Below are 11,505 nucleotides of genomic sequence, written 5' to 3'. Positions count from 1 at the left end.
GGGACATGACACAAAACAGGGGTGGGAGCGGCGCCGGAGCGGTCCTCGGCGCGGCGACGGTGACGACCGGACTGCTGGCGGGGGTGTGGTTCGCGTACGTCTGCTCGGTGATGCCGGCGCTGGCACGCAGCGACGACCGGGTCTACGTCGAGGTGATGCGGAACATCAACGACGTGATCCAGAACCCGGTCTTCTTCACCCCGTTCCTCGGGGCGCCGCTCCTCGCGGCGGTGGCCGCCTGGCAGCACCGGGCCGGCCGGGCGCGGCTGTGGACCCTCGCCGGGGCCGTGCTGTGCGCGGCGGTCTTCGTGGTCACGGCCGCGGTGAACGTCCCCCTCAACGACGCCCTCGCCGCGGCGAAGGACCCGAGCGCGGCCCGCGCCGCCTTCGAGGGCCCCTGGGTGGCCTGGAACCTGGTCCGCGCGATCCTCTCGACCCTGGCCTTCGGCTGCCTCCTGGGAGCCCTGGCCGCACGGAGGGACCGGGGCCGGGCGAACGCCGTCTAGACGGTGTCCCCCGCGAGGAACGGCCGCACGTACGGGGCGCCCCGGTCCCGCAGCAGCTCGTGCAGGGAGGCGAAGACCTCCGCCGAGCGCCGGCCGGGCCAGTCGTCCGGGAGGAGCTCCGCGGGCAGGACCGGGTCGGCGTACGGCAGCCGGCGCCAGGAGTCGAGGGCGAGCAGATAGTCCCGGTAGGCGTCCTCGGCGCCCGCCGGGGCGGACCGCCAGGCCCGCAGCACCGGCTCGTGCGCCGCGAGGAACTCCTCGTGGAGCGCCGCGATGGCGGGCAGGTCCCACCAGCGGGCCACCGCCTCCGCCGTCGGCGCGTACCCCAGGTGGTCGCCCCGGAAGAGGTCCACGTACGGGGAGAGCTCCAGGCGCTCCAGGGCGTTCCTGGTCTCGTCGTACAGCCGCGCGGGCGCGATCCAGACGCCCGGCGCCGCCGTGCCGAAGCCGAGCCGGGCGAGCCGGGAGCGCAGCAGGTGCCGCTTGTGCCGCTCGGCCTCGGGGACCGAGAACACGGCGAGCACCCAGCCCTCGGACAGCTTCGGCTCGGCGCGGGCGTAGATGCGGCGGTCGCCGTCGTCGAGCAGCCGGCGGGCGTCCTCCGAGAGGGCGTACCCGGCGGCGCCGTCCGCCGTACGGCCCGGCAGCAGCAGCCCCCGCCGCTTCAGCCGCGACACGGAGGAGCGGACGGAGGGCGCGTCGACCCCGAGCACCCCGAGCAGCCGGATGAGCGCCGCCACCGGCAGGGGCGCCCCGTCGGGCGCACGGCCGTAGGCGCCGTAGAGGGAGACGATCAGGGATCGGGGGGTGTGCTGCTCGGCCACGTGATCACTTTAGGGGGTGGCACCGGTGTGGTGCCGGGCACGGTCGTGCCCGGTCAGGCCGGGTCGCGGAGGCGGAAGCGCTGGAGCTTGCCGGTCGCCGTGCGCGGCAGCTCGTCCAGGAAGACGATCTCGCGCGGCGACTTGTACGGGGCGAGGCGGGCGCGGACGAAGGCCCGCAGCGCGGCGGCGGTGGCCGCGTCGCGCGGCACCCCCTCCCGTACCACCGTGTAGGCGACGACGACCTGGCCGCGCAGCTCGTCGGGGCGGCCCACGACGGCCGTCTCCACCACGTCGGGGTGGTCCAGGAGCGTCTCCTCGACCTGTGGTCCCGCGATGTTGTAGCCGGCCGAGATGATCATGTCGTCGGCCCGTGAGACATAGCGGAAGTAGCCGTCGGGCTCGCGGACGTAGGTGTCCCCGGTGACGTTCCAGCCCTCCCGCACGTACTCCTCCTGGCGCGGGTCGGCCAGATAGCGGCAGCCCACCGGGCCCCGCACGGCGAGCAGCCCCTCCTCGCCGTCCGGGAGGGCCCGGCCCTCCCGGTCCACGATCCTGGCCTGCCAGCCGGGCACCGGGCGGCCGGTGGTGCCGGGGCGGATGTCGCCGTCGGCGGCGGAGATGAAGATGTGGAGGAGTTCGGTCGCGCCGATGCCGTTGATGAGCCGCAGACCGGTCCGCGCGTACCAGGCCTTCCAGGTGGCCTCCGGCAGGTTCTCGCCCGCGGAGACGCAGCGGCGCAGCGAGCCCAGCTCCGGGGCGGTGCCCTGGACCAGTTCGTCGAGCATGACCCGGTAGGCGGTGGGGGCGGTGAAGAGCACCGACACCCGGTGCCGCTCGATCGCCGCGAGCAGCTGTTTGGGCCCGGCCTGTTCCAGGAGGACCGCGCTCGCCCCGGCCCGCAGGGGGAAGACGACGAGCCCGCCGAGGCCGAAGGTGAAGGCGAGCGGCGGCGAGCCGGCGAAGACGTCGTCGGGCAGCGGGCGCAGGACGTGCGCGGAGAAGGTGTCGGCGACGGCCAGTACGTCCCGGTGGAAGTGGACGCAGCCCTTGGGCCGCCCGGTCGTGCCGGAGGTGAAGGCGATGAGGGCCACGTCGTCGGCGGCGGTCGCCACGGCGGGATAGCGGCCGGGCCGGTGGGCGGCGAGGGCGAGCAGGTCGTCGGGGCCGTCCCCGCCGAAGGGGGTGACGCGGAGCCCGGCGACCCGGGCGGCGAGGAGTTCGTCGATGACGTGGGCGTCGCAGAGGGCGTGGCTGCACCGGGCCGCCCTGGCCATCACCGCGAGTTCGGGGGCGCGCTGCTGGGCCAGCACGGTGACGGCGACGGCCCCGGCCTTCATCACGGCGAGCCAGCAGGCGGCGAGCCATGGGGTGGTGGGGCCGCGCAGCAGGACCCGGTTGCCGGGCCGGACCCGCAGGTCGGAGGTGAGGACGTGGGCGATGCGGTCGACGTGGTCCTGGAGCTGTCCGTAGCTCCAGACGCCGCCCTCGCCGTCGTGGAAGGCGGGCCGGTCGGCGCCGAGTCGCTCCACCGTGCGGTCGAGGAGTTCCGCTCCGCAGTTGAGCCGGTCGGGGTACACCAGCTCGGGGAGGTCGAAGAGGAGGCGGGGCCACCGCTCCGGCGGTGGCAGCCGGTCGCGGGCGAAACTGTCGAGGTGGGCCGAGGGTGTCAGCTCCATGAGTCCGTCCCCCTGTCGAGGTGGGGTCGCCCGTCGCCTCACGAGCGTATCGTGTTGGTGACGGCAGTCAACTGTTCGCGACAAGCCGTGCGGGGCACCCGAGGGCGCGGGGACGAAACGCGCGGGACGGCGCCCCCGCCGGGGCGCCCTGAGGTGCCGGAGAGGGACCGCATGCCCGCATTCTCGCTCGAACCGGAACAGATCACCTGGTGTGCGGAGCTCCGGGGCCTCGCCGCCGACCGCCTGAAGCCGCTCGCCGACAAGGGCGAGCCCGGCAGGGTCAACCGCCCCCTCGTCGCCGCCCTCGGCGAGCTGGGGCTGATCGCCCGGCTCTTCGACGCCGGCGCCCTCGACCTCTGCCTCCTCCGCGAATCCCTCGCCCGCACCTGCACCGAGGCCGAGACCGCCCTCGCCCTCCAGGGCCTCGGCGGCCACCCCGTCGCGGCCTTCGGCACCCCCGCCCAGCGGGCCCGCTGGCTCCCCGCGATCACCGCCGGACGGGCCGTCGCCGCCTTCGCGCTCTCCGAACCCGGCGCCGGCTCCGACGCCGCCGCGCTCGCCCTCGAAGCCGTCCCCGACGGACGCGGCGGCTGGCACCTGCACGGCGAGAAGCAGTGGATCTCCAACGCCCCCGAGGCCGACTTCGCCACCGTCTTCGCCCGCACCACCCCGGGCGCCGGCTCCCGGGGCGTCACCGCCTTCCTCGTCCCCGCCGACCGGCCGGGACTCGACGGCGAACCCCTCGACATGCTCGCCCCGCACGCCCTGGGCACCCTCACCTTCGACGGCGTCCCCGTCGGCCCCGAGGACCTGCTCGGCGCACCCGACCGGGGCTTCCGGGTCGCCATGAACACCCTCAACCTCTTCCGGCCCAGCGTCGGCGCCTTCGCCGTCGGCATGGCCCAGGCCGCCCTCGACGCCGCCCTCGCCCACACCGCCGACCGCCCCGCCTTCGGCGGACACCTCGCCGACCTGCAGGCCGTCGCCCACCGGATCGCCGAGATGGCCACCCGTACCGAGGCCGCCCGCCTGCTCGTCTACGCGGCGGCCACCGCCTACGACGAGGGCGACCCCGACGTGCCCCGGCGCTCCGCCATGGCCAAGCTGCTCGCCACCGAGACCGCCCAGTACGTCGTCGACTCCGCCGTCCAGCTCCACGGCGCCCGCGCCCTGCAGCGCGGACACCTCCTCGAACACCTCTACCGGGAGGTCCGCGCACCCCGGATCTACGAGGGCGCCACCGAGGTCCAGCGCACGATCATCGCCAAGGAGCTGTACGCACGTCACCGCGAGGAGCCGTCCCCATGAGCCTGCACCGGCACAACCCCGCCGAACTCGCCCCGCCCACCGGCTTCTCCCACGCCGTCACCGCGACCGGCAGCCGGCTGGTCTTCCTCGCCGGACAGACCGCCCTCGACAGCGAGGGCGCGGTGGTGGGGGACACCCTGGCCGAGCAGTTCACCACCGCCCTCGGCAACCTGCTCACCGCCCTCCGCCACGCCGGAGGCACCCCCGCCGACCTCGCCCGGGTCACCGTCTACACCACCGACGTCGAGGACTACCGCACCCACGCCCACGAACTCGGCCGGATCTGGCGCCGGTTGGCGGGCCGCGACTACCCGGCGATGGCGGTGATCGGGGTCGTACGCCTCTGGGACGAACAGGCCAGGGTGGAACTCGACGGTTTCGCGGTCCTGGACGAGCCGGCCCACGCGTGACCTGCGGGATCGCGCACGCCCGGCCGGCGGGCCCCCGATGATCAACTGGTCACCCGTTCGGGTGAGGCTTAGTGTCGAAAGGTGGACTGACCGGCCCACGGCTCACTCACCCGGCGGACCCGAGGCGCCACATGAGTACACCCAAGCCGACGACACCGGCACCGACCGCCACGCCGAAGAAGAGCGGCGACGGCAAGGGCATCGCCCTGTTCGTGATCGCGTCCTGTCAGTTGATGGTGGTCCTCGACATCACCATCGTGAACATCGCGCTCCCGCACATCCAGACCGCGCTGGACTTCTCCACCACCAGCCTGTCCTGGGTCGTCAACGCCTACACGCTCACCTTCGGCGGTCTGCTGCTCCTCGGCGGGCGCGCGGGCGACATCCTCGGCCGCCGCCGGGTGTTCATCTTCGGCGTCCTGCTCTTCGGCCTCGCCTCGCTCTTCTGCGGCCTCGCGCAGAGCGAGTGGCAACTCCTCGCCGCCCGGTCGCTCCAGGGCGTCGGCGGCGCGATCGCCTCGCCGACCTCGCTGTCCCTCATCACCACCACGTTCGACGAAGGCCCGGAACGCAACCGGGCCTTCGGCGTGTTCGCGGGCGTCTCGGCCGGCGGCGGCGCCATCGGCCTGGTCGCGGGCGGCATGCTGGTCCAGTGGCTCGACTGGCGCTGGATCTTCTTCGTCAACGTCCCCATCGCGCTGGTCATCGCCTTCCTCACCCCGCGCCACGTCAAGGAGTCCGCGCGGCACCCCGGCCACTTCGACCTCGCCGGCGCGCTCACCTCCACGCTCGGCATGGTGGCGCTGGTGTACGGGTTCATCCGGGCCGCCCAGGAGGGCTGGCGCGACCCGTACACGATCGGCTCGTTCGCCGCGGCGGTCGTCCTGCTCGCCTCGTTCATCCTCATCGAGCGGCGCTCCCGGCAGCCCATCACCCCGCTGCACATGTTCGCCGACCGCAACCGCTCGGGCACCTACGTCATCATGCTCTGCCTCGCGGCGGCCATCTTCGGCATGTTCTTCTTCCTCACCCTGTTCGTGCAGCAGGTGCTGGGCTTCAGCCCGCTGACGACGGGTCTTGCGTTCCTGCCGGTCAGCGCGATCATCGCGGTCGGCGCCGGCTTCACGTCCAACCTGCTGCCGAGATTCGGCCCCAAACCCTTCATGGTGACGGGCTCGCTGCTCACGGCCGTCGGCCTCTCCTGGCTGACCCTGACCTCGGTGGACTCCACCTATGCGGGCAGCATCCTCGGCCCGCTCCTCGTCTTCGGCCTCGGCATGGGCCTGATGTTCGTGTCGCTGACGATCATGGCCCTGTCCAACGTCGAACAGCGGGAGTCGGGCGCCGCGTCCGGCCTGCTCAACGCCATGCAGCAGGTGGGCGGTTCGCTCGGCCTGTCGATCCTGGTCACGGTCTTCGGCACGGCCAGCCGTAACGAGGCCGAGACCCAGGTCCCGTCCTTCCTGTCCCAGGCGGGCCCCCTGGAGAAGGCCCGCTTCGCGGAGACGGGCCAGCTCCCGCCCCCCTGGGCCGACCAGGTCCTCACCTCCGGCGTCTCCGCGGGCTTCGTCACGGCGGCCGTCTTCGCCGTGATCGGCGCCCTGGTGGCCCTCTTCGTCATCAAGGTCCGCCCTTCGGACATCGAACGCCTCAAGGGCGGCACGGGAATGATGCCGGGCGGGTGAACGGGGTCGCCGGAACCGGTTCGTCCCCCCGTACAACCATGGCTCGTTCCCGACGGTCTTGATCACGCATGTCCCATGACATGTGCAGGATCACGACCGAAGGAACGCATGAGAACTGCCCGACAGACCGCGGTGGCCACCACCCTGGTCCTCGCCGCGGCCGGCGGACTCCTCGCCACCGCACCCACCGCCTCCGCCGCGGTGACGTGTGCCTCCCCGCTCTTCAAGCGGGAGTACTTCGCCAACACCACCTTCACCGGCACCCCGAAGCGCGTCGACTGCGACAGCGCCGTCGCCGAGAGCTGGGCGGGCGCCCCCGCCTACGGCCTGCCCCGTGACCGGTTCGGCGTCCGCTGGACGGTCACCCGCGACTTCGGCTCCGGTGGCCCCTTCGCCCTGTCGGTCGCCGCCCGGGACGGCGTCCGCGTCTACCTCGACGGCGTCCGCAAGTACAGCGTGTGGACGGACCTGGCCACCGTCCGCGCCGGGACGGTCAACCTGACGATCCCGCAGGGCCGCCACACCCTCCGCGTCGACTTCGCGAACTGGACCGGCACGGCGGACGTCAAGTTCTCCTACCTGCCCCGCACCTCCGCCACCGTCGACAAGGTCCGCCCCCTGACCCCGGCCGGCTTCGCCGTCGCGTACGACAGGGCCACCGGCCGCACCCGGCTCGCCTGGGCGAAGAACAAGGAGATGGACCTCGCCGGCTACCGCGTCTACCGACGCCTCTCCGGACAGGCCTTCCCCGCCCGCCCGGTGGTCATCACCGGCACCGCCGCCACCACCGCCACCGACGCGCCGCCCGCCACCGGACAGACCTTCGTCTACGAGCTCCGCGCCGTCGACCGCGCCGCGCACGAGTCCGCGGGCACCGTCGATCTGTCCGTCGCCACCGTCGACCGGACTCCGCCCGCCGCCCCGTCCGGCGTCGCCGCCGCGGTCTCGGCGAGCGCGGTGACCGTACGCTGGACGGCTCCCGCGGGCGCCGCGACCCACCGCGTGCAGCGCGCCGCCGCCCCGGCCGGACCCTGGACCACCGTCGTCGAGTCCCTCGCCGGCGCGGCCTCCTACCGGGACCTCACCGCCGACTTCCACCGGCAGCAGTACTACCGGATCGCCGCCCGCGACACGGCCGGCAACCTCTCCGCGTACTCCGCGACCGCCACCACCGGCGCTCCCGACACCACCGCGCCCGCCCCGGTCACCGGCCTCACCGCCCAGGGCACCACCGCGGGCAACCGGATCACCTGGACGGCCCCGGCCACCACCGACACCGCCGGCTACGAGGTGTTCGCGGCACCGGCCGGCCAGGAGGACCCGGACGGTCCCGAGTACGTCACCGGCACCTCGTACCACGACGCCCTCGCCGGGACCGGCGCCGAGACGGTCTACCGGGTCCGCGCCGTGGACCACTACGGCAACCTCTCGACCGCGACGGAGGCGAGCACCGGCCGGCCCACCCCGGCCGCCGTCCCCGCGCCCGTGATGGAGGGCGCCGCCCCGAGCGACCTCCACAACGTGGTCACGTTCCGCCCCGGCGGCCCGGACCCCGTCACCGGCCATCGCGTCTACCGCCGCGCGAACACCTCGTCCGCCTGGACGCCGGTCGACACCACGGACCCGTACACCTTCACCGGCACGGACAGCGGCGCACCGCTGGGCCGCGCGTACTACTACGTGGTGGCCCTGGACGCCGACGGCAACGAGGGCCCGCCGTCCGCCACGGCCGAGGCCGTCCGCGACCGCCCGGTCCTGACGGCGCCGCTGTCGGCGCCCGTGCTGACCGTCGTCCAGGACGTCCGGATCGCCGTCGTCGTCGACGTGAAGCCGGCGGACGCGGACCGGGGCAAGGGCATCACGGGCTACGAGTGGAGCTTCTCCTGCACGGACGGCAGCCGGCACAGGACGACGGGCGAAACCGCCCGCATCCAGGCCTCCGTCCCCTACGCGGGCCCCTGCGACCTGTGGGTCCGCGCGATCGGCCACTACGGAAGCACGGGAAACACCGCCTACCAGGACTTCTTCTGGACGAGGTGAGACGACGGACGCGGCGGTGACGCCCGCGCCACCGTGACACGGACGGCCCCCACCCCTCGTCGGGGCGGGGGCCGTCCGTGCGCCGGAGGCTCAGATGTCCCTGAACTCATAGACAAAGCTTCTGACCTGTGCAAACGCTCCCTCCCGAAGATCATCTTGCACGGTTGTTGCACAAGCCGAACGGTGCAGGAGTCACGCGGCCCTGGTGTAGGCGCTCCGGACCGCGATGCGGACCTTGGAACCGGCTCCCACGACCCGGTGCACGTATTTACGCAGGGTAAACGCGGGATCGGCGTGTCCGAGTCGGTCCGCGAGCGTGTACACGTCTACCCCGCCGTTGATCATCATCGACGCGTACAGGTGTCGGAGCGCGTGCATCATCACGTCGCGGGACTTCTCCCAGCGTCGTCCCTTCGCGTCGGGCTCCAGGGGCTTGATGAGGCCGGCCGACGCCAGGGCGGGCTTCCAGCGGTAGGAGTTGAACCAATTCGACTGAATGGCGGTCTTCTCCCGGGTGTAGAAGATCAGCCGCACCGTGACCGGGTCGCCGCCTTTGCTGCCCCACGGTCGGGTCACCTTGACCGGCGGGTACTTCTCCATATGCTCGCGCAGGGGGATGGCCACGTCGTCGGTCAGCTCGACCCACCGGTCCTTCGGGTCCTCGTCGTCTCCGCCCTTGGGGAGGTCGTATACGAGGAACGAGCCGTCGTGGACTACTTGCCGTTGCACGTGCACCATGGCGCCGTCCGGATGTGCCCAGTCGATATCTTCTGGTGACAGGCCGAATATTTCTCCTTGCCGAAGACCCAGGCCGCGACCGCAGTCGACGAGTGCTTTGTAACGGTCTGGCAATTCGGCACGGATCCTCTCGGTGTCCTCCCAGGCGAGGGTCAAATTGGCCCGGCCGCCACCTCCTCGCTTCGGCTTGGCGTCCTGCACCGATTTGGCGAGGCACGGATTTTTGTGTATCAGGCTGTCGTCCACGGCCAGGTCAAAGACAGCCCGAAGATTGTCGAAGACCAGGCGCAGTGTGGAACTTTCGAGTAGCCTGCGACGGTCGTGCAACCAGTCCAGCAAAGATGAGGCGTTCACGTCCTTTACGCGCATCTTCCCAACTGCGGTAGGAACGACATGCAGGAGAATCCGCTCCTTGTGGCGTCGGTAAGTCCGTGGATTCTTGTGTTCGTGCCCCTTGAGCCACGTAAGGGCGAGTTCACCGACCCTGACCTCTCCGGCGCGAGGGTTGATATATGAACCGTCGTCCACTCCGGACCGCATCTTGATCTCATGCCTGCGGGCTTCGACCTCGGTGCGGAACAGCTCCGTCTGCTGGACATCTTCCCGGTTGCGCCATCGGGCCTGCCACCGCTTCCCCGTTCCGTGATCCCGCGTCGGAACTTTGCCGTGTTCCTTGCAGGTTGACTCCCCGTCTATCGGGCGCGACTTGTGCCAGCGGTCGTACGGCATCGACTCAACTCCTGGTTCTCGACGGGCCTTTGAGTCTATTTGTAGACTCTCTTGAATCAGGGTCATCGTCGACGGCGAAACTGTGTGCCCGTTCATCGCGCCCTGAGTGAATTGGATGTTGATCCAGGTGAGCTGAAGATGTCAAATGCATTCTTGGGGTCTTCGCGACAAAGGGTGCAGAGTGGTAGGGAAGATTTCACCTAGACGAACGCTCGCTGAGGGTTCGACGAGGGCTCGCCGAACCCTCAGCGAAGATTCGCCTGTGTCCTTCGAGAGTTCGCAAGAGTCGTAGGCATTTCGTCGAAAGGCCCTCCGTTTGGTCCGGCCGGAATTTAGTGCAAACGTTCCGTGCGCCACCACGGCGGAATGCCGCTCACGTGGTTCTTTCCTGCCCGCTTCGAACCGTTCTGGAGTGCCCATGCGTCGAACCACTGCCCGTGCGGAAGAAGCCGCTAGTGGCGCGGGGGACCGTTGTCCCTTGATGAGCGCGGAGGAGCTGGCCGACTTCCTGGGCATACCTCTGAATACGGTCTACATATGGAATCACCGACACCAGGGGCCGCGAGCCCACAAGGTCGGCCGCTATTTGCGCTACCGCTGGCCGGAGGTAGAGGCATGGCTGGAAGCTCAGGCGGTGGATCGCACGGTCTGATTGGCCGTGAGCCTTTTGCATCTTGATCAGGTGGCGAGTTTGAGGGCGACGACGGCACGGACGACGGCGGTGATCCGGGTGGTGCTGCAGCAGAGTTTCCGTAGGAGCCGCCNAGCCTTTTGCATCTTGATCAGGTGGCGAGTTTGAGGGCGACGACGGCACGGACGACGGCGGTGATCCGGGTGGTGCTGCAGCAGAGTTTCCGTAGGAGCCGCCAGCATTTGAGGGTGGCCATGGCGCGTTCGCTGAGGCTGCGGGTCTTGGCGTGATCGCGGTTGTGACGTCGGCGTCAGCCGCGCAGGTTCTTTCCCGGGAACGGGACACGGATCGCAGGGCCGGCGCGCCCTGATATGCCTTGTCGGCCCAGCATTTGTTGTCGTCTGCGGCGAGGACAGCGGGAATGCCGTGGGCCCCGCGCCGCGGTCTGGCCGTGTGTGGCTCCCGGCAGCGCGTTCGAGCCCCAGAGTAGGTGTCCGGGAAGGATCGGCGAGGACTTGCACCTTCATCCCATGGTGCCTCTTCTTCCTGGAGTGGTACGGCCGGTTGCGGCGATGCGGTCGATCGGCAGCACGGTGCCCTCGAGGATCACGTACGCCCTCTTCCGCACGGCCTCCATGGCCTGTTCCAGCGTGGCGCGAGGGCGGCCAGGAGGTCGACGGCCTCGCGTTCTACCGGTGGACCGTCGCGCTCCCGACGCAAAAACTTGCTGCGAGACGGGCGTAGGTGTCGCCTCAACGCAGGTGCGCCAGGACGGACAGGGCCTGCCGACCACAAGTCAGGCGACGCCACCGGGAGCCGATCCGACGACGGCGACCTGCGAGGAGACCGTAGAGGTGGCGGATTGGTGATCTTGGTCGTGAACCCGTCTACCAGGAGCCTTCTTCATGCCCACCTCCGGGGTTGCCCGTCCAACCACCCGTCAGGTCGGAAACGGCTC

At 71.0% G+C, this 11,505-nt stretch carries 9 protein-coding genes and 2 pseudogenes; 6 read left to right on the top strand and 5 right to left on the bottom strand.

Annotated features, from left to right (window positions below; genetic code table 11):
* Positions 1–5: 5 nt before the first annotated feature.
* Positions 6–506, top strand: a complete 501-nt coding sequence (locus tag ASD33_RS11230) for an anthrone oxygenase family protein (protein WP_056557465.1) — start codon at positions 6–8, stop codon at positions 504–506.
* On the opposite strand, the gene ASD33_RS11225 is transcribed toward ASD33_RS11230, so the two are convergent.
* Together ASD33_RS11225 and ASD33_RS11220 are read right to left on the bottom strand one after the other, a co-directional pair.
* Positions 503–1,330 carry a PaaX family transcriptional regulator C-terminal domain-containing protein gene (locus ASD33_RS11225; RefSeq protein ID WP_056557463.1) on the bottom strand — a complete coding sequence of 276 codons (828 nt, stop codon included), beginning with the start codon at positions 1,328–1,330 and terminating at the stop codon, positions 503–505. The two genes, ASD33_RS11230 and ASD33_RS11225, sit on opposite strands and share 4 nt — an antisense overlap.
* A 53-nt stretch (positions 1,331–1,383) precedes the next feature.
* A complete protein-coding gene (locus ASD33_RS11220; protein ID WP_056557461.1) occupies positions 1,384–3,006 on the bottom strand; it encodes an AMP-binding protein in 1,623 nt (540 codons plus the stop codon).
* Between the two features lie 171 nt (positions 3,007–3,177).
* Here ASD33_RS11220 and ASD33_RS11215 point away from each other — a divergent pair, with 171 nt between their 5' ends.
* The 4 genes from ASD33_RS11215 (at position 3,178) to ASD33_RS35760 (ending at position 8,449) form a co-directional block, all read left to right on the top strand.
* On the top strand, positions 3,178–4,314 hold the full coding sequence (locus tag ASD33_RS11215) for an acyl-CoA dehydrogenase family protein (RefSeq protein ID WP_056557459.1): 1,137 nt from the start codon (positions 3,178–3,180) through the stop codon (positions 4,312–4,314).
* The gene (locus ASD33_RS11210) at positions 4,311–4,724 is read left to right on the top strand and encodes a RidA family protein (RefSeq protein ID WP_056557457.1); all 414 of its coding nucleotides are present in this window, start codon (positions 4,311–4,313) and stop codon (positions 4,722–4,724) included. Before ASD33_RS11215 ends, ASD33_RS11210 begins: the two co-directional genes overlap by 4 nt.
* 131 nt (positions 4,725–4,855) lie before the next feature.
* On the top strand, positions 4,856–6,409 hold the full coding sequence (locus ASD33_RS11205; RefSeq protein WP_056557455.1) for an MFS transporter: 1,554 nt from the start codon (positions 4,856–4,858) through the stop codon (positions 6,407–6,409).
* Positions 6,410–6,517: 108 nt separating this feature from the next.
* On the top strand, positions 6,518–8,449 hold the full coding sequence (locus tag ASD33_RS35760) for a PA14 domain-containing protein (RefSeq protein ID WP_199863508.1): 1,932 nt from the start codon (positions 6,518–6,520) through the stop codon (positions 8,447–8,449).
* Positions 8,450–8,641: 192 nt separating this feature from the next.
* Here ASD33_RS35760 and ASD33_RS11195 read toward each other — a convergent pair whose 3' ends face one another.
* Positions 8,642–9,916: a tyrosine-type recombinase/integrase gene (locus tag ASD33_RS11195; RefSeq protein ID WP_056557451.1), complete on the bottom strand. Its 1,275-nt coding sequence runs from the start codon at positions 9,914–9,916 to the stop codon at positions 8,642–8,644.
* 418 nt (positions 9,917–10,334) lie between these two features.
* On the opposite strand from ASD33_RS11195, the gene ASD33_RS34040 reads away from it, so the two are divergent.
* Positions 10,335–10,568, top strand: coding sequence for a helix-turn-helix domain-containing protein (locus ASD33_RS34040; RefSeq protein WP_079044705.1), 234 nt, complete (start codon positions 10,335–10,337; stop codon positions 10,566–10,568).
* Positions 10,569–10,594: 26 nt separating this feature from the next.
* Here the strand turns inward: ASD33_RS34040 and ASD33_RS34920 are convergent.
* Together ASD33_RS34920 and ASD33_RS34035 are read right to left on the bottom strand one after the other, a co-directional pair.
* Positions 10,595–10,680: pseudogene (locus ASD33_RS34920) on the bottom strand (IS5/IS1182 family transposase); the annotation flags it as partial.
* An 18-nt stretch (positions 10,681–10,698) separates the two neighbouring features.
* Positions 10,699–11,410 (bottom strand): annotated as a pseudogene (locus tag ASD33_RS34035) (transposase family protein).
* Positions 11,411–11,505 lie beyond the last annotated feature (95 nt).

It is taken from the genome of Streptomyces sp. Root1304, assembly GCF_001426405.1.
GTDB lineage: Bacteria > Actinomycetota > Actinomycetes > Streptomycetales > Streptomycetaceae > Streptomyces.
Note: the sequence above shows the minus strand (reverse complement) of the source record. Positions and strands in the feature narration are given on the sequence as shown.

Excerpts from the sequence above, each read along its gene's own strand:
- ASD33_RS11230 (WP_056557465.1), top strand. The coding sequence starts at position 6 with ATGACACAAAACAGGGGTGGGAGCGGCGCCGGAGCGGTCCTCGGCGCG.
- ASD33_RS11220 (WP_056557461.1), bottom strand. The coding sequence starts at position 3,006 with ATGGAGCTGACACCCTCGGCCCACCTCGACAGTTTCGCCCGCGACCGG.
- ASD33_RS11215 (WP_056557459.1), top strand. The coding sequence starts at position 3,178 with ATGCCCGCATTCTCGCTCGAACCGGAACAGATCACCTGGTGTGCGGAG.
- ASD33_RS11210 (WP_056557457.1), top strand. The coding sequence starts at position 4,311 with ATGAGCCTGCACCGGCACAACCCCGCCGAACTCGCCCCGCCCACCGGC.
- ASD33_RS11205 (WP_056557455.1), top strand. The coding sequence starts at position 4,856 with ATGAGTACACCCAAGCCGACGACACCGGCACCGACCGCCACGCCGAAG.
- ASD33_RS35760 (WP_199863508.1), top strand. The coding sequence starts at position 6,518 with ATGAGAACTGCCCGACAGACCGCGGTGGCCACCACCCTGGTCCTCGCC.
- ASD33_RS11195 (WP_056557451.1), bottom strand. The coding sequence starts at position 9,916 with ATGCCGTACGACCGCTGGCACAAGTCGCGCCCGATAGACGGGGAGTCA.
- ASD33_RS34040 (WP_079044705.1), top strand. The coding sequence starts at position 10,335 with ATGCGTCGAACCACTGCCCGTGCGGAAGAAGCCGCTAGTGGCGCGGGG.